Annotated in this window: 18 protein-coding genes and 1 other annotated feature; of the genes, 1 reads left to right on the forward strand and 17 read right to left on the reverse strand. The window is 39.1% G+C overall.

Annotated elements, in window-relative coordinates; translation table 11 throughout:
• Nucleotides 1-107 precede the first annotated feature (107 nt).
• The 5 genes from KQ486_RS04050 to KQ486_RS04070 all read right to left on the reverse strand — a co-directional run bounded on the left by KQ486_RS04050 (nucleotide 108) and on the right by KQ486_RS04070 (nucleotide 4,778).
• Nucleotides 108-1,190: a M42 family metallopeptidase gene (locus KQ486_RS04050; RefSeq protein WP_216686854.1), complete on the reverse strand. Its 1,083-nt coding sequence runs from the start codon at nucleotides 1,188-1,190 to the stop codon at nucleotides 108-110.
• A gap of 69 nt (nucleotides 1,191-1,259) precedes the next feature.
• Nucleotides 1,260-1,742: a dUTP diphosphatase gene (locus KQ486_RS04055; RefSeq protein WP_144160743.1), complete on the reverse strand. Its 483-nt coding sequence runs from the start codon at nucleotides 1,740-1,742 to the stop codon at nucleotides 1,260-1,262.
• 59 nt (nucleotides 1,743-1,801) lie between these two features.
• Entirely contained in the window at nucleotides 1,802-2,383 is a 582-nt protein-coding gene (locus KQ486_RS04060; protein WP_144160746.1) for a TVP38/TMEM64 family protein, read from the reverse strand.
• A gap of 74 nt (nucleotides 2,384-2,457) precedes the next feature.
• Nucleotides 2,458-2,712 carry a DUF1294 domain-containing protein gene (locus KQ486_RS04065; RefSeq protein WP_216686855.1) on the reverse strand — a complete coding sequence of 85 codons (255 nt, stop codon included), beginning with the start codon at nucleotides 2,710-2,712 and terminating at the stop codon, nucleotides 2,458-2,460.
• Nucleotides 2,713-3,161: 449 nt separating this feature from the next.
• Nucleotides 3,162-4,778, reverse strand: a complete 1,617-nt coding sequence (locus KQ486_RS04070) for a long-chain fatty acid--CoA ligase (RefSeq protein WP_216686856.1) — start codon at nucleotides 4,776-4,778, stop codon at nucleotides 3,162-3,164.
• 156 nt (nucleotides 4,779-4,934) lie between these two features.
• On the opposite strand from KQ486_RS04070, the gene KQ486_RS04075 reads away from it, so the two are divergent.
• Nucleotides 4,935-5,165, forward strand: coding sequence for a hypothetical protein (locus KQ486_RS04075; protein WP_144160755.1), 231 nt, complete (start codon nucleotides 4,935-4,937; stop codon nucleotides 5,163-5,165).
• Between the two features lie 37 nt (nucleotides 5,166-5,202).
• Here KQ486_RS04075 and rplT read toward each other — a convergent pair whose 3' ends face one another.
• The 12 genes from rplT to mutM form a co-directional block, all read right to left on the reverse strand.
• Nucleotides 5,203-5,559: a 50S ribosomal protein L20 gene (gene rplT / locus KQ486_RS04080; RefSeq protein ID WP_216686857.1), complete on the reverse strand. Its 357-nt coding sequence runs from the start codon at nucleotides 5,557-5,559 to the stop codon at nucleotides 5,203-5,205.
• A gap of 37 nt (nucleotides 5,560-5,596) precedes the next feature.
• Nucleotides 5,597-5,794 carry a 50S ribosomal protein L35 gene (rpmI, locus tag KQ486_RS04085; RefSeq protein ID WP_144160758.1) on the reverse strand — a complete coding sequence of 66 codons (198 nt, stop codon included), beginning with the start codon at nucleotides 5,792-5,794 and terminating at the stop codon, nucleotides 5,597-5,599.
• A 31-nt stretch (nucleotides 5,795-5,825) separates the two neighbouring features.
• A complete protein-coding gene (infC, locus tag KQ486_RS04090) occupies nucleotides 5,826-6,326 on the reverse strand; it encodes a translation initiation factor IF-3 (RefSeq protein ID WP_255439702.1) in 501 nt (166 codons plus the stop codon).
• A 326-nt stretch (nucleotides 6,327-6,652) separates the two neighbouring features.
• Nucleotides 6,653-8,587, reverse strand: coding sequence for a threonine--tRNA ligase (gene thrS / locus KQ486_RS04095; protein ID WP_216686858.1), 1,935 nt, complete (start codon nucleotides 8,585-8,587; stop codon nucleotides 6,653-6,655).
• 76 nt (nucleotides 8,588-8,663) lie between these two features.
• Nucleotides 8,664-8,896 (reverse strand) — a binding site (T-box leader).
• A gap of 215 nt (nucleotides 8,897-9,111) precedes the next feature.
• On the reverse strand, nucleotides 9,112-9,927 hold the full coding sequence (gene ytxC / locus KQ486_RS04100) for a sporulation protein YtxC (protein ID WP_144160767.1): 816 nt from the start codon (nucleotides 9,925-9,927) through the stop codon (nucleotides 9,112-9,114).
• A 163-nt stretch (nucleotides 9,928-10,090) separates the two neighbouring features.
• Nucleotides 10,091-11,032 carry a primosomal protein DnaI gene (gene dnaI / locus KQ486_RS04105; protein WP_216686859.1) on the reverse strand — a complete coding sequence of 314 codons (942 nt, stop codon included), beginning with the start codon at nucleotides 11,030-11,032 and terminating at the stop codon, nucleotides 10,091-10,093.
• A gap of 37 nt (nucleotides 11,033-11,069) precedes the next feature.
• Nucleotides 11,070-12,437: a replication initiation and membrane attachment family protein gene (locus KQ486_RS04110; protein WP_216686860.1), complete on the reverse strand. Its 1,368-nt coding sequence runs from the start codon at nucleotides 12,435-12,437 to the stop codon at nucleotides 11,070-11,072.
• Nucleotides 12,438-12,455: 18 nt separating this feature from the next.
• On the reverse strand, nucleotides 12,456-12,920 hold the full coding sequence (gene nrdR, locus KQ486_RS04115) for a transcriptional regulator NrdR (RefSeq protein WP_144160776.1): 465 nt from the start codon (nucleotides 12,918-12,920) through the stop codon (nucleotides 12,456-12,458).
• Nucleotides 12,921-13,599: 679 nt separating this feature from the next.
• A complete protein-coding gene (locus KQ486_RS04120) occupies nucleotides 13,600-14,658 on the reverse strand; it encodes a glyceraldehyde-3-phosphate dehydrogenase (protein ID WP_216686861.1) in 1,059 nt (352 codons plus the stop codon).
• Between the two features lie 113 nt (nucleotides 14,659-14,771).
• Nucleotides 14,772-15,383, reverse strand: coding sequence for a dephospho-CoA kinase (gene coaE, locus KQ486_RS04125; RefSeq protein WP_216686862.1), 612 nt, complete (start codon nucleotides 15,381-15,383; stop codon nucleotides 14,772-14,774).
• An 8-nt stretch (nucleotides 15,384-15,391) separates the two neighbouring features.
• A complete protein-coding gene (locus KQ486_RS04130; RefSeq protein WP_216686863.1) occupies nucleotides 15,392-16,009 on the reverse strand; it encodes a manganese efflux pump in 618 nt (205 codons plus the stop codon).
• A 105-nt stretch (nucleotides 16,010-16,114) separates the two neighbouring features.
• Nucleotides 16,115-16,948 (reverse strand): DNA-formamidopyrimidine glycosylase, encoded by an 834-nt coding sequence (mutM, locus tag KQ486_RS04135; protein WP_216686864.1) that lies wholly within the window; start codon nucleotides 16,946-16,948, stop codon nucleotides 16,115-16,117.
• Nucleotides 16,949-16,984 lie beyond the last annotated feature (36 nt).

Below are 16,984 nucleotides of genomic sequence, written 5' to 3' on the forward strand. Positions count from 1 at the left end.
AGTGTTATTTGGCAAATGACGCTTGAAGCGAACAGCTAAACACTCACACCCTTGCTTCAAGTAAAAATAACAGAGCAATCCTCACTTAAGGATCGCTCTGTTTTAATTTAATTAAATGTCAATTTTTCAACCGTTTCATGATCCATTTTCTTGATAACCGCAACGAGTAGCTTCACAAGGTTATCAAAATCATCGTAATGAAGCATTGCTGCATGGGAATGGATATAGCGCGTTGGTACAGTAATGGACAACGAAGGAACACCATTCGCAGTCAAATGGATTGAACCTGAGTCCGTACCGCCACCTGCCATGGAATCATATTGGAATGGAATGTCGTTTTCTTCTGCTGTTTCAACAACGAAGTCACGCACGCCTTTATGAGAAACCATGGATGCATCATATAAAATAATTTGTGGGCCTTCACCCATTTTCGCAGCCGCATCTTTATCAGAAACTCCTGGCATGTCTCCAGCGATACCGACGTCCACACCAAAACCGATGTCCGGCTTGATCGCATGTGCACTTGTTTTCGCACCGCGTAGACCGATTTCTTCTTGAACCGTTCCAACACCATAGACGACGTTTGGATGCTGTTCATCTTTCAAACGTTTCAAAACTTCAATCGCAATGGCACAGCCAATACGGTTGTCCCAAGCTTTTGCAAGCAATAGTTTTTCATTGTTCATTTGTGTAAATTCAAAATATGGAACAACAGAATCTCCTGGACGAACACCGAATTCCTCTGCTTCTTCTTTACTTGCAGCACCGATATCGATAAACATATCTTTTATATCGACTGGCTTTTTCCGTTGCTCAGCAGACAGGATATGAGGTGGTTGAGAGCCAACGACTCCTGTTACGTCACCTTTTTTCGTCATGATCGTTACACGCTGTGCGAGCATGACTTGGCTCCACCAGCCACCGACAGTTTGGAAATAAAGGAAACCATTATCGTCGATTCGTGTTATCATAAAGCCGATTTCATCTAAATGACCAGCAACCATGATTTTCGGCCCGTTCTCATCGCCTGTTTTCTTGGCGATCAAACTTCCTAAATGATCCGTTGTCACTTCGTCCGCATATGGAGCTATGTACTTCTCCATGACTTCACGTGGTTCTTTCTCGTTTCCGGGAATCCCTTTTGCATCTGTTAAATCTTTTAACATCTGCATATTGTCTTTTTGTGTCATTTTTGAATCCTCCTTATTTTCTGACTAACCATTTTTCATTATAACGCTAATCGTTTTCGAGGACAAAAGTTAGTACCCTGATTTTTGCCTATCATGATTCACTTCATTTTTATCCTGGTAAGCTTGAAAAATATCTATTTCATTAAAACCTAATGTATCGCCTAGGCTTAAATAATCGGACAGCAATTGATGATAACGTTTTTCGGTCGGGTTGGATTTGTACTGAACAATTCCATCATAAATGCCATGAAATTGCTCCGTTAATGATTTCGCAGATGGTCTGATCGTTGGCTGGATTGTATATGTACGATCTAATCCAATAGAAATGAGAAAATGAATTCCATCTACATACTCTTCTAAAATATCTTGCCGGTCATTTGGCCCTTTCTCGCTCCAATACTTAAAGCATCTTGTTTCATTTGCTAATTCGCCCACTTCAACCAACAAGGCGAGTAGTTTTTCGTCGCTTACCTCAGCGCGAGTTCGACCAATCTTATCCATGATTCGGTCATCTAACACTTTTTGCATCTCCATAATCATATTCCAGTCCATCAAAAAACCTCCTCTGTTATTCAGTATAACAAAGAAGGTTTATCCTCCACATGAGAAAATCAATTTTCTGTTCGCTCAACCGTAAAGAAATCTTCCCATTTCAAAATGATTTCTTTTCTTCGAATCAAATACATCAAAATCAAGATCAATGATAAAAACAAGATCAGATGTACGATTCCCAATGACTGAAACCATTGACCAAATGTCGTGTAAACAAAAGCTAAAGGTAGATTGGAGATGATGGACATTCTTGCATACTCTTTGAAATTACGTGTCATCTCAATCAGTATTAAGGAAATTAAGTGGAAATGGATAAATGGCGTAATGCGTAACAAAACGACTTGTGGCATGTTTAATTGGCTATGTCTTCCAAACATTTTTTCCCTGAGCCGTTCAAATCGTTTAAACAGGCTCGGTGTTTGTTGAACAACCAAATAGAAAAGAAGACTAGAAAGTGTGACACCAATCAATGAATAGACAACCCCATATGTCATCCCAAACAACAAACCACCCGTTATGCATATGAATGCAACCGGAATAAATAAAAAAGGACGGATAATATGAAATGCAATAAACAACACCGGTGCAATCATCTGATTAGAGTCAATCGACTGTTGGATCCAACCGATAACACCCTCCATGGCAGCCTCCTTTCAAATAGGCTTACTAAAGGATATGACAATAGACGAGCCTTTATGACAAGTTGACGAAAAGCTTAGCCCCATAAAAAGACTGCAGCCCATACCAATGTAATCAATGGTAGCCCGAAAGCAAATTGGATATGTTTTGTTTTATGGCGGAAAACATTCATGCCAGCCCAAGCACCGAGCGCCCCTCCAATGAGGGCGATCGTCCAAATCCGTGATTCTGGAATGCGGTAATGTCGGAGGCGTGCTTTTCGTTTGTCGATTCCCATGACGATGAATCCAATAAAATTAATGATGACTAACCAGCCAGCTAATAGATACATGTGATTCCTCTTTCTTTAATGAATATGTTACTTAATTATATTATTATAGAAACATATAGGTAGCCGTTCTAACTTCATGTAACCCCTTTTGTTCACGAAAAGTACCCTTAATTTTTATATAATAATATAAATTCCTGAGATAATACTTAATTGTATTACCAAAACTAAAAATATCATAGGTGATTTTATTACAGTTTTACTTGGTAGCATTTTATAACCTATTAAGTTGCCAGCTAACATAAATAAAAATATAACTAAAAATAAAATTAGCTTTTCCAATTAATCTAACCTCCCAAATATAAAAGCCGACCTTCAAATATTATTATATAAGTTAACTAGATAAACAGTGATTTTACCATTTTGTATATGTATCATTCAACAATGCACGGATTTCACATACCCTAAAAAACTGAATCCCCAGCGAGATTTTCCGCTGGGGACAAACATTCCTATTGTTCCTGCAAATAATAATCAGAAAGCTGATCTCGTAATGCTCGTTTCAAGAATTTACCGACAGAAGTTTTAGGGATTTCATCGACAAAAACAATGTCATCCGGAAGCCACCATTTTACAAACATTGGTTTGATGTACTCGAATAACTCTTCTTTCGTCACATCCGCTCCTTCTTTTAAAACAACAACGCCAAGCGGTCTTTCTTGCCATTTTTCATGCGGGATACCGATTACACTCGCTTCAGCAACGGCCTCGTGAGCCATCAAGCCATTTTCAAGTGCAACGGTTGAAATCCATTCTCCGCCGCTTTTAACCAAGTCTTTCGTCCGGTCCACAACTTGAATAAAGCCATCTTCATCGATTGTGGCAATGTCACCTGTATATAGCCAGCCATCTTTAACAGATTCAGCTGTTTTATCCGGTGCATTATAATATTGATCTGTAATCCATGGTCCACGAATGGTCAATTCACCCATTGTTTCACCATCCGCAGGTACTTCGCCGTCTTCGTTGATGACTTTCACTTCGAGGCCGGGTACAACACGTCCTTGTGTTGCTTTTATATTCAACTGCTCTTCGCGGCTTAATTCCTTATGTTTACTGAGTGGTCGGGAAAGTGTTGCGACAGGGCTTGTTTCCGTCATTCCATATGCATGGATAAATGGAATATTAAAACGATCTTCATACAGAGCGATCAAGCTTTTCGGTGCAGCGGAACCTCCACATATAACAGCTTTTAAACTCGATGTATCATAATTTCCTTGCTCCAATGCTTGAGCGACACCTAACCAAATTGTTGGCACTCCAGCTGACATTGTCACTTTTTCTTGCTCGATCAATTCAAGAATCAGTTGTGGGGTAACATTCGGTCCAGGTAATACCTGTTTTGTACCGAACCATGTAGCTGCATACGGGAATCCCCAAGCATTTACGTGGAACATCGGTACAAGTGGTAATGATACATCTTCTTCTTGTACACCTGTTGTTTCAGCTAAGCCTAATGTCATGGAATGTAAAAAAGTGCTTCGATGTGTATAGACGACACCTTTGGGTTTGCCTGTTGTCGCAGATGTGTAACACATACCTGCTGGATCATTTTCTTGGATGTTTTCTGGATATTGATAAGTGGGATCACCTTGTTCAATGAGTGATTCATAGAGATAGACTGAAGGAAGGGATGTTTCTGGGATGTTTTCTTCGTCCGTCATTAAGATGACGTGTTGAACAGAAGGGATTTCATCTTTAATCGCTTCAATTAAGCCAATAAACTGTGCATCAACAAGCAATACTTTATCTTCCGCATCATTGATGACGTAAATTAAGTGTTCTTGTGGCAATCGGAAATTAATCGTGTGTAAAACCGCATTCATATTGGGAACGGCAAAATAAGCTTCCAAATGTCGATGATGATTCCAACCTAGCGTTCCTATTCGATCACCTTTTTTTATGCCAAGTGCCTCTAATGAATCTGATAATGACCGGCAACGTTGTCCAACTTCTTTATAATTTAACCGATGAACTTTTAGGTCTGTCCTAGACACAACCTCTTTTTGCGAAAAATACTTCTCAGCTCTTTCTAACATTTGCGTAGTCGTCAACTGAAAATTATTCATAGCTACTCCTCCTTTTTTAAATTATGTATAACTCTTGATAGTATATCTTTAAATTTAAATTATTATGATAATTTTGTCAATTACTAGCCAAGTCTCAGTTTAAGCACATGATTGTATGTGTTCATTAGATTTCAAAAGTACGTTAACGGAAGAAAGTTGAAAGAATTTGCTATTCACATTGAAGGTTTGCGGATTAACACTGAAGGTTCGCGGGTTAACACTGAAGATTTACAATTTAACACTGAAGGATTTCGATTTAACCCTGAAGATTCACAAATTAACGCTGAAGCCTCGAAGATTAACACTGAAGCACCGCAATTTAACACTGAAGCTTTAAGAATTAACGTTGAAAAAAGATCCCAATACACAAAAAACCTTGATCAATGAGTGTTCACACTCACCAATCAAGGTTTCAATCAGTCTATTATTTAAGCGCGTCTTTTGCTTGGCTAACAAGGTTTGTAAACCCTTGTTCGTCACTTACAGCTAGATCTGCTAACATTTTACGGTTAACTTCGATTCCTGCAAGTTTCAAACCGTGCATTAAACGGCTGTATGAAATGTCATTCATACGAGCTGCCGCGTTAATACGTGCGATCCAAAGCTTACGGAATTCACGTTTTTTCTGACGACGGTCACGATATGCATACTGACCTGATTTCATTACTTGTTGTTTTGCTGTTTTAAATAACGTTCTTTTCGAACCGTAATATCCTTTTGCTAGTTTCAAAACGCGTTTGCGTCGTTGGCGTGTAACTGTTCCACCTTTAACACGTGCCATGGTAATTCCCTCCTATTTATGTCGAATCTTATTGTTTTTATTTATTCGGTAGCATTTTTTCTAAACGGCCTTCGTCGCCTTTAGCAACGATTGCGCTTTTACGTAGTTTACGTTTTTGTTTCTGTGTTTTATTTCCGAACATGTGGCTTGTAAACGCATGAGCACGTTTAAATTTACCAGTACCTGTTCTTCTAAAACGTTTTTGAGCACCTTTATGAGTTTTCATTTTTGGCATGACTATATCCTCCTTAAATTAACGAACGAATTTATTTCTCTGCTTTAGGAGCAAGCATCATGAACATGCTGCGTCCTTCCATTTTAGGCTTTGATTCCGCATTGCTGATATCATTGGTTTGTTCAGCGAATCGGTCGAGAACTTCACGACCTAATTCTTTGTGGGTAATCGCACGCCCACGGAAACGTACGCTGACTTTGACTTTGTCGCCTTTTCCAAGGAACTTACGAGCATTACGTAATTTCGTATTGAAATCGTGCTCCTCAATCACTGGAGTCAAACGAATCTCTTTTACATTAATAACCTTTTGGTTTTTACGTTGCTCTTTTTCTTTCTTTTGTTGTTCAAAGCGGTATTTTCCGTAATCCATAATACGAGCAACTGGTGGTTTTGCTTGTGGAGCAACCAACACGAGGTCTAAGTTCGCTTTTTCAGCGATCTCCAAGGCTTCGTTTCTTGACTTTACTCCTAATTGCTCACCATTGACATCAATCAAACGGACTTCCTTTGCTCGAATGGATTCATTCACAATATCTTTGCTAATCGTTAGCCACCTCCATAATTTTTTAAATCAAGGCATTATCCGACAAGTGATTTGCTTTGAAAGTAGTTCAACCACTCTCAATAAAAATAAAAATGTGGGCACCTTGGCACCCACATTTTAACAGTTCGTTCTACGGAAGACTTAAAACAAGTCTTCTTCAACGGTTTTGGTTCTGTTCGGACCTGTTAACTACCCATTGCGAGCGTCAAGCAGGTGAGAAGCGGGTGCTTCTACTTGTCAGTTCATGACCTTATTCAATTCACCTTACCTAGTATATGCATAATCACTATAATTGTCAAGTCGTAGATTTAGTCTCAACTCTTTTGACTGATTTGGTTCTTAATTTGATCGATAAAATCACTCAGCCCAATTGTTTCGGTATCTTTTTCACCATATTTACGCACATTCACTGCATCTTCAGACATTTCCGCGTCACCTAATACTAATGCATAAGGGACTTTTTTCGTCTGTGCTTCTCGAATTTTGTACCCGAGTTTTTCATCGCGTACATCCAGTTGAACCCGAACTCCCTGCTCTTGCAGCTGCTCCTCAACTTTCTTGGCGTAATCCATATGTGCTTCTAATGAAACAGGAATGATTCTCACTTGCTCTGGCGCTAACCAAACCGGGAAGGCTCCTTTGTACTCTTCAATCAAGAAAGCTACAAAGCGTTCCATTGTTGAAACAACACCACGGTGAATGACGACAGGACGGTGCTCTTTACCGTCTTTACCGATATATGTTAAATCGAAACGTTCCGGTAAGTGAAAGTCGAGCTGGACAGTGGATAGCGTTTCATCTTTTCCGAGCGCAGTCTTCACTTGAACATCTAATTTCGGACCGTAAAATGCCGCTTCGCCTGTCGCTTCAACGTATTCAAGATCCATTTCTTCCAATGTTTCTTTTAATAACGCTTCTGCTCTGTTCCACATTTCATCATTATCAACGTACTTCTCTTTATCTTCAGGATCACGATACGAAAGACGGAAATAATAATCTTCAATACCGAAGTCTTTATAAACATTTTGCACCAAACGAACGACCCGCATAAATTCATCTTTCAATTGATCTGGACGGGCAAAAATATGGGCATCATTCAATGTCATTCCTCGAACCCGCTGTAATCCAGCAAGTGCACCGGACATCTCGTGACGGTGCATCGTACCGAGTTCTGCAATCCGTACAGGTAAGTCACGGTAGCTGTGCAAGTTATTTTTATAAACCATCATATGGTGAGGACAGTTCATCGGACGAAGCACTAAATCTTCATTATCCATTTCCATTGCAGGGAACATATCTTCCTGGTAATGATCCCAGTGACCACTCGTTTTATACAGCTCGACACTACCTAGTACTGGCGTATAAACATGGTTATAGCCTAAACGTTCTTCCAAGTCGACAATGTACCGCTCAATGATCCGGCGAATCGTCGCACCATTTGGCAACCATAACGGAAGACCTTGGCCAACTTTTTGAGAAACCGTAAAAATATCCAGCTCTTTACCTAACTTACGGTGATCCCGCTCTTTTGCTTCTTCGCGCTGTTTTAAGTATTCGTCCAATTGGCTTTTCTTTTCAAACGCCGTTCCATATACACGCTGGAGCATTTGATTATTGCTGTCCCCGCGCCAATAAGCTCCTGAGATCGAAAGCAATTTGAATACTTTGATCTTCCCTGTATGAGGGACGTGAACGCCACGACAAAGGTCAGCAAACTCCCCTTGCTCATAAATCGTTACGGACTCTCCTTCAGGAATGGCATCAATTAATTCTTGTTTCAATTCATCATTCTTGAAACGCTCTTTTGCTTCTTCTCGAGACACTTCAATCCGGTGAACTTCGAGCGCTTCATCCGTAATTTTCTTCATTTCTTTTTCAATTTTAGGAAGATCTTCCGGTGTAATGGATTCTTCCATATCCATGTCATAATAGAAACCATCTTCAATGACCGGACCGACGCCAAACTTCACGTCTTGACCGTAGAGACGACGAATAGCCTGAGCCATTAAGTGTGCTGTTGAATGGCGCAACACCTCAAGCCCTTCAGGATCTTTATACGTAATGATTTGAATCTCACCGTTATCTTCAAGCGGCTGACGAAGATCAACCATCTGTCCATTGAACTTTCCGGCAAGTGCTTGCTTTTTCAATCCTGAGCTGATGGATGAAGCTATATCTTCAGTTGTGGATCCTTTCTCAAATTCTTTTTGATTGCCATCTGGAAAAGTAATTTGAATCATTTCTGCCATGAAATCATCTCCTTTATTGAAATTACGAACGAACGATCGAATGCTTCCCATTAAAAAAACACCCATCCCTATACATAAAAGGGACGAGCGTTTTAACCCGTGGTTCCACCCTGATTCTGTCATACGTGACAGCACTCAAGAGACATCGTTAACGCTGATGCAACGTTCAATATTAATCACCGAATTGGTTTTCACATTGAATGCTCAAAGGTGGTAGATTCATTGGCATACCCGGAAAGCTTACAGCCAAGGCTTTCCTCTCTGTTTGAGCTGTGTCAAATGAATCCATGTCCTTCTCAAAGCAGTTCGATCATTATTTATGTTTGTATTATATCGGTAAGATTGACGAAAAGCAAGAAAGAATGTATTTAAAAATTATAACTGGTATGTCATCTAAATTGGTTTTACAAAATTGATGGAGTTTCGCATGAAGGATTTTTACTGTCCTGTACTTGTTACTCGCTAGCAAAATTCCAATCAAAAAGCTATCAACAGTTAAACCTGTTGATAGCCTTTAGATAGAACTATTTCACATGTAAAAACGGGAAATTTTCCAGCGAACGAATTTCTACCTTTTCCTGAAAAACATTCATAATTGCATATAAGTTATGAGTTTGATTTTTCGTTGTATATACAATGATTTTCTCAGGATTAATGAGCAATAACTTCCGCAATACCTCGGCATGCTTCAACATGTCTTCCGTCTCTTGTGTAAATCGATACTTACCGTCCAGCAAAGAATTGTCGCCAATTACCCTTGCTTGTTTATCCATCACGACCGGTTCTTGTTGATGGTCCAACAAAACAATTACTTTGTCATAAACGCTTGCGTAAATATCCAACTGACTCCTCAACTCATACATCTTTTCTTGATAAATTAATTCTTGTTTCCACTCCTCTATGCCGAAACCAACGAGCTCAACCCAATTATGATCTTGGATGAATAATTGCTGATACATCTTATCGACTGAGATCAATTCATCAGATTCTTCGTACAAAAATTGAACCAACCGTTCGTATAAAGAGTATTGAAATTGGCTATGTACGAACTTTGGCGTCGCACTGAGTGTAACAATGTAAGGAATGATTTGATCACGTTCTTCTTTTTCAAAGTAAAAATGTTTTTCCAAAATGAAGTGTGAAATTTTTGTTCCGTAATGCTCTAAGATAAATGGATAAATGAGTTCCACTAGTTCGATTGGTGAGTCGGGGGAGTCGGTTCGGATTGTGATGGTTTGATTAGACATTGTCAGTTGGTCTGTTTGAAGTCTACCGAGTAAGAAAAAGTAAAACTGCTTGGCTTCTTTCAATTCACGAAATAAAAAAGATGTCTCTTTCACATAGATCCCTCTTTCATTGAAAAACTAAGGCTTATGCTTGAAACGTAGTGCGAACAAACAAAAGCCTAAGGTTGTCGGACTGTATTCCTGTCTTGCTTGTCTTTGCGCATTGTCTCAGGTAATACATTGTATGAAATAGGGATTAAAAAAATGTGAAAGGACATTAATTTTGAAAATCTCGATAATTTTTTCCGTTTATTTCAACGGGTTCACTCACTTGACGAATACGCTCCATAATCCGTGCGCTTTTCAGTTGTTCCATTTTTCCTCTACCCGATTGGGATAGCATTGTTTCAAGCTCTTCTGGTGTATAATTCGACGTAAAGAATACTGGTAATCGTTCCATCATCCGATATTGCAAGATTGCACCTAAGATTTCATCTCTGAACCATGAAGATAAAAATTCAGCTCCAATATCATCTAAAATCAAAACAGTCGCATTTTTAAATCGGTCGATTTTTTCATTAATCGTTGAATCGGATATGGAAGATTTCATTTCACGGACTAATTCAGGCATATAAATGAAATACGTATCGATTTTCTGTTCAGCCAAGTGATTTGCAAGTGCCGCTAACATATATGTCTTACCGACCCCAAATTGCCCATATAGATAAAGGCCACGGGAAGGTAAAGATGATTTACTTTCATGATAAAATTTCTGTACTTTCTTAAATGCTTCCACCCGACCGTCATCTTGTAGGTGGACTTGATCAAACGATGCTTCATGTATTTCTCTTGGCATATGAAGACTCTTGACCATCGAGCGCTGTTTTTGTTGTTGAATGGCTTTTTCTTTTCGTGGGCACTCGTGATAAATTAGTTTGATCTTTTCATTTTCAACCAAGATCTCTGGCGCATATCCTTGTACAACATTCACACAACCATCAAGTGAAGGACAATTCTCACAGGCCTTCGATTGATAATCGTACTCATATAATTTGATCAATTGCTTCTCTATCTGTTGATTTGTGATTTGTGGATGTTGAGCAAGGAAGTTTTGAATCTCTGGAGATGATAGAATCTTAGATTTCATTTCTCTCATCGATGCTTGATAATTCTCTTTGCCTTTTAACCACTGGCTTAAAGCCGTTTGGATTGGTTCCATCCGTTTTCACCCTTATTATCTGACATTATTCATTCAGCTATTTTTGAAAACTTTTTATGAATTGTTCTAGCTCTTGGCGGTCTTTTTCTATTTCATCCGCTGACTTTTCTTGTTTTGCTGGCTGCTTCTTATTCGATTCCTTCTGTTCCTTAAACCACTTTGGTAAAACTTCGTTTGATTTTTTCGTCTGTTTTTGTTTTTTCTGTTGCCATTGTTGATACATATGATGTTCTCTTTTGGCTATATCCATCGCTTGCTCAGCCGTCGTAATTTTTACACGACTCCAATGGGCTGCAATCGTCTCTAGATAGTTTTTCGATAATTTATTTTGATTTCTTTTTAACACATAGTCAACTAAGACGTTCATGACAGGCTGGGAAAGTCCGTGTGTCTCCATCATTTCCGTAATCATGTCGATTTCTTTCATGGAAGCTACTCCCGAACTTGAATGATCCTCCAATAGCTGACGATGTGTAATGTTTTCAAAGTGATGAATCAACTTCTCCTTCTTTGAAATGTTTCCATTCGGTGTGGAAGCATTCGTGCTTTTAGGCTGATTGGATAATGGATTTTCTTCGGACTGAGCGTTGTGTCGATATAATCTTGGCGGGACGGTTCCATGTTTTTTGTAATAAATATCTTTACACATCGCATGAAACTCTTTCCGATCGAGTGTTGATGCTTCAGTCACTGCCCACATAACCGCTTTTTCAAGCTCTAGGAAATTCACATCATAGATCTTGATCATTTTCTCCATGAAAATCAAATTCGATTGGGTTAAGATCGATTGGGGTTGTAACTGCTGTTGAGAAAGCATTTTTTTCAACCAATCCACCGGTAAGCTCGATTCCTCGACTTGCTTGTCTTGTTTGATCGGAGGATTTTCCGCTTCTTCTTTTGGCGCAACAGTCGTAAACACATCATCGAATGATGTGGTCAGCTGCTGTACGGAATCCGGTAATTTTCTCGGTTGAATTAATTTTTTCTTCAATTGATTGGCTACATCTTGTCCCACTTGATGTTCCAATAACACTGAATACATAGAATCAGCGAAAAACCCTTTAGCTGAAAATGGCCGCTGCAATAAATAATAAAACGTCGTATAACTCAATGACTCTTTAAACGTTTTTAATAGTCCAATTGCTTCCAGTCTCTTTCTCGCTTCAAAGAATTCATCCAAATCCATATTCAACATCGTCATTACATAATGGTGAGAGACTGAAGCGTCAGCTACTTGTTTCGCCGCTTCTTCCTTCAAAAATTGAAACAATGCTACAGCTTCCCTACCGATTAAAGGTTGATACAATAATGTCAAAACGGAATCAGCATCCGTGAAAAAAACATCTTGCTGCATGACTTTCATACGGTCATTAGGTAATAAATGCTTCATCCGTTCCATCGTCATTTCATATAACCTCCATACCTACTCTTTCTTTGTTCGATGTATCATTTCGTTCAGTTCATTCATAAAAACATTAATATCTTTAAATTGACGATAAACCGATGCGAAACGCACATAAGCAACTTCATCGACATCCGCCAATCGTTCCATGATCATTTCGCCGATATCATTGCTCATCACTTCAGAATTTCCTTGATTGCGTAATTCTCGCTCCACATCGAAAGCAATTTTTTCGACTTGTTCGACGGATACCGGTCTTTTCTCGCACGCTTTCAACAAACCTCTTTTAAGCTTTTCTCGAGAAAATTCTTCTCGCATACCTTCTTTTTTTACAACGATCAATGGAATTTCTTCAACGCGTTCAAATGTGGTGAACCGATAATTACATTCATCACATTCTCTTCTCCGACGAATTGTTTTGCCTTCATCAATCGGTCGGGAGTCCAATACACGTGTACTTTTATAATCACAATTTGGGCATTTCATTCATAGCCACCCCGATTTTTTCTTCTACTATTATTCTCCTAATTATAACAAATCGCATTGCTAAAGTTTAGTGTTGTTTTTTAACACTTGACGAACTTACAAACGCCAACAAGCAATAAATCTGTCGACCCTTTCTTTCTACTACTTATCCCATAGGAATGACACCGTGTCAAATAAGGAAAAGTTACTTATCGTTCTGTCGTTAAATGAATAAATGATATATATAAAACAAACCGAATAAAATTAGGAAGATTTTCGATTTTTCTCCCTTAGATGCAAGTGACCTTTTCTTTTTAAATCGGATGTAGCGAATTCACGTGGTATTTGGTAGTGGCTTCAGTTATGAAACGCTCTAATCGGGGGTAGCGGGAAAAAAATCTGCTCTACATTTGATTAGAAGCGCTCTAATCAGGGGTAGCCGGCAAAAATTATGTTCTACATTCGATTAGAAGCGCTCTAATCAGGGGTAGCGGACAAAAATTATGCTCTACATTCGATTAGAAGCGCTCTAATCAGGGGTAGCGGACAAAAATTATGCTCTATCGTCGATTAGAAGCACTCTAATCGGGGGTAGCGAACAAAGAATCTGCTCTATCATCGATTAGAGGGTCTATAAAAAAACCTGAACGATTTATGGTTAAATCGTTCAGGTTTCCTATCTTGCTAATCTACTTACTAATTAAATATCAACATTTTCTTTTGCTCTAGTATCGACTGAGTTATTCATCGGCATTGAATCAGCAATATATTTAACAAGGTCTACTACACGACAGGAGTAACCCCATTCATTATCATACCAAGCAAGCACTTTAACTTTTCGGTCTCCCATCACAATCGTCGAAAGTCCATCAACAATCGAAGAATGAGCATCCGTCATGTAATCCATTGAAACAAGTGGTTCTTTATTGATTGATAGAATCCCTTTCATGGAACCATTCATTGCATCATAGAATGCTTGATTAACTTCTTCAACGGTCACATCTTGTTTGACGTCTACAACTAAGTCTACAAGTGAAACGTTTGGTGTTGGGACGCGAAGTGCCATTCCATGCAATTTCCCTTGAAGTGTCGGCATTACTTCTCCAAGTGCTTTGGCTGCACCAGTTGAAGTAGGGATAATTGACTGAGTTGCACCACGGGCACGACGTAGATCTTTATGTGGGTTATCCAAGTTTTTCTGATCATTGGTGAATGCATGAACAGTTGTCATCAACCCGTTTTCAATACCAAATTGATCTTCCAACACTTTAGCTACAGGTGCCAAGCAATTCGTCGTACAAGACGCATTTGAAATAACTTCATCCGTTTCAGGTTGATAGTCGCCCTCGTTAACCCCCATTACGATTGTTCGGTCAACGCCACCTTTACCTGGTGCGGTCAAAACCACTTTTTTAGCGCCTGCATCGATGTGCGGCTGCGCTTTTTCTTTGGAATTAAATTTTCCAGTCGCTTCAATGACTACATCAATATTTAAATCTTTCCATGGCAGCTCTGCAGGGTTACGGTTGGAAACTGTTTCAATCAATTGTCCATCTATCATTAATTTGTCATTTTCTACTTTTACTTCACCGTCATATTTTCCATGGTTTGAATCATACTTAATTAAATGAGCTAGTGTCTCAACAGGATAGCTTGCATTAATTGCTACAACATCCAGTTGATCTTCTTTCATAGCACGGCGAAATACCATGCGGCCGATTCTTCCAAAACCGTTGATTGCTATACGTGTTGTTGTCATATTACATCCTCCTAAGGCATAAACGTTATACATAATTTAAAAATCTCACAAATAGTATAACACATTCATGTCGAAAAGGAAGATGGATTTTGAATTGTTTTTGACAAACGTTACTATTCAAGTGAATGTGGCACGTTCCACCTCGATAAAATATCACTTAATTGCTGTTTACTTTGTTCAATTGTGCCACTGTTATTAATAATTGCATCGGCTTTCTCTCTCTTTTTTTCAACGGATATTTGGGCGTCTACACGTGATTGTGCCTCTTCTTTCGTGCTGCCATCTCTTGCCATCAGACGCTCCAATTGTAGCTTTTCTGGTATATAGACAACGAGAATGCGGTCGACATAATCAAAAAGACGACTTTCAAATAGTAAAGGTATATCCATGACAACTAATGGAACATTCTTATTAATCAAGTCGTCGCGTTGTGTAAGCATTTTTTTTCGGATCTCTGGATGGATGATTTGGTTTAATTCTGTACGTTTTTGGTCATCATTGAACACAATATTTCCTAAACGTTTCCGATCAAGTGTACCATCACCAGCAATCACTTCATCTCCGAAATGTGCCTTAATCTTCTCAAACGCTGTCTCTCCTGGCTTAACAACTTCTCGTGCAATCGCATCGGCATCGATCACTGGAAATCCCGCATCTTTGAACATATTGGATATCGTTGATTTGCCTGTTGCAATGCTTCCTGTAAGTCCTACTACTAATGTCATCATAATCCCTACCCTATAAAATATGAAATACCAATTCCGATTAAAATGATCCCTGGAATCCATGCAAAGAGATGTGTGAAGTGAAATTGACGTAACCATTTACCCGTCCATGCACCGAGATGTAAAAATAGACTTGAAAAAATCCCAACCATAAGGCCAAGTACATAAATGGGTAACTCTGTAAATGTGGTTCCAATTCCTGTCGCTAAGGAATCAAGTGATAATGCGATGGCAACAACGAAAACCTCGACTCCTCGAATGGAACCAGAACGATCGAGATCCGCTTCTTGCGGTTCTTTTAACACTCGCCATATATCTACAATTGTCCATGGTGGCTCAATGGATTTTAGTTTTTCTTTTTGCTCTGTTGCCCATTGGAATAGTACCCAAAGACCAATGGAGATAAAGATCATCCCACCAATGTATTCAGATGAAAATGGAAGCATATATAAAAAGTACTTTCCAATCCAACTTCCGATGATAAAACAGCTACCAGTAACTAAACCAATCAGCCAAACAAATCGAAGACTTAGCTGAATGGAGCGTAACTGAAAGGTGAAGCCGAAGAAAAAACTATCAAAACTAACAGCAAAACTAAGTAATACCATGATGAAATAAGGGCTCATGTAAAAGTAGCTCCTTCCATAAGCGGTCTACCTATCTTATGAAAAGAGCTCTAACCATGTGCTGTACTTGTTAACCGGGGCGTTCATTGTCCCAATTTTTGTTTTTTACTTTGAAGGTGGTTGGCAAACCGGGCAAAAATGTGTCCCACGTCCACCTACTTTTATTTTCTCAATTTCAGTGCCACATACTTTACAAGCTTCCCCTTCTTTTCCATAAACGGCAATTTGAAGTTGAAACATACCTATCTCACCAAGTGAATTTAAATAAGAGCGAATGGATGAGCCACCAACTTTGATGGCATCATCCAATACTTTTATAATCATTTCATGTAATCGCTCGCACTCTTGGAAGGTCAACGTATTGGCAATTCGTTCAGGATGAATATTACTCCAGAATAATGCTTCATCTACATAAATATTCCCTAATCCCGTTACGATCGTTTGATCAAGTAAGACTGGCTTTATTTTCCGTGTTGTTTTTTGTAATTTACCATATAAATATTCAGGTGAAAAACCCTCTTCAAATGGTTCGAACCCGAGTTTGTTTAATGGTGCAGTCGTTAACTCCGTTCCATTCGGCTTTAAATGCATCGTTCCGAATTTACGCACATCGCGGTAACGGAGTTCCTTTCCATTTGATAATGAAAAAACAATATGTGTGTGGGCATCTTTCGGTTCATTTGCTTCGTGAATGCCATACTTTCCTTCCATTCTTAAATGGGAGACAAGTGTGTAACCATCTAATCGAAACAATAAAAACTTCCCTAGTCGATCGATTTGCTGAAAGGCTTGTCCAATGAGTAAATGCCTGAATGCTTCTGTATCTTCAGGTTCTTTGACAATTCCAGCATAACGAATGTCGACGTCTTTGATCGTCGTTCCACTTATCAATGGCTCTAGCGTACGACGAACGGTTTCAACCTCTGGTAGTTCAGGCAATTGCTGTACTTCCTCTCTTCCATGATTTCATCTACT

Origin of the sequence: Allobacillus halotolerans (assembly GCF_018967645.1) — a bacterium.
GTDB classification, from domain to species: Bacteria; Bacillota; Bacilli; order Bacillales; family Alkalibacillaceae; genus Allobacillus; species Allobacillus halotolerans.

What these genes read in the sequence shown, in the direction of transcription:
- KQ486_RS04050 (WP_216686854.1), bottom strand. Translation starts at nt 1,190, where the DNA reads ATGACACAAAAAGACAATATGCAGATGTTAAAAGATTTAACAGATGCA.
- KQ486_RS04055 (WP_144160743.1), bottom strand. Translation starts at nt 1,742, where the DNA reads ATGGACTGGAATATGATTATGGAGATGCAAAAAGTGTTAGATGACCGA.
- KQ486_RS04060 (WP_144160746.1), bottom strand. Translation starts at nt 2,383, where the DNA reads ATGGAGGGTGTTATCGGTTGGATCCAACAGTCGATTGACTCTAATCAG.
- KQ486_RS04065 (WP_216686855.1), bottom strand. Translation starts at nt 2,712, where the DNA reads ATGTATCTATTAGCTGGCTGGTTAGTCATCATTAATTTTATTGGATTC.
- KQ486_RS04070 (WP_216686856.1), bottom strand. Translation starts at nt 4,778, where the DNA reads ATGAATAATTTTCAGTTGACGACTACGCAAATGTTAGAAAGAGCTGAG.
- rplT (WP_216686857.1), bottom strand. Translation starts at nt 5,559, where the DNA reads ATGGCACGTGTTAAAGGTGGAACAGTTACACGCCAACGACGCAAACGC.
- rpmI (WP_144160758.1), bottom strand. Translation starts at nt 5,794, where the DNA reads ATGCCAAAAATGAAAACTCATAAAGGTGCTCAAAAACGTTTTAGAAGA.
- thrS (WP_216686858.1), bottom strand. Translation starts at nt 8,587, where the DNA reads ATGGCAGAAATGATTCAAATTACTTTTCCAGATGGCAATCAAAAAGAA.
- dnaI (WP_216686859.1), bottom strand. Translation starts at nt 11,032, where the DNA reads ATGGAACCAATCCAAACGGCTTTAAGCCAGTGGTTAAAAGGCAAAGAG.
- KQ486_RS04110 (WP_216686860.1), bottom strand. Translation starts at nt 12,437, where the DNA reads ATGACGATGGAACGGATGAAGCATTTATTACCTAATGACCGTATGAAA.
- nrdR (WP_144160776.1), bottom strand. Translation starts at nt 12,920, where the DNA reads ATGAAATGCCCAAATTGTGATTATAAAAGTACACGTGTATTGGACTCC.
- KQ486_RS04120 (WP_216686861.1), bottom strand. Translation starts at nt 14,658, where the DNA reads ATGACAACAACACGTATAGCAATCAACGGTTTTGGAAGAATCGGCCGC.
- coaE (WP_216686862.1), bottom strand. Translation starts at nt 15,383, where the DNA reads ATGACATTAGTAGTAGGACTTACAGGAAGCATTGCAACAGGCAAATCA.
- KQ486_RS04130 (WP_216686863.1), bottom strand. Translation starts at nt 16,009, where the DNA reads ATGAGCCCTTATTTCATCATGGTATTACTTAGTTTTGCTGTTAGTTTT.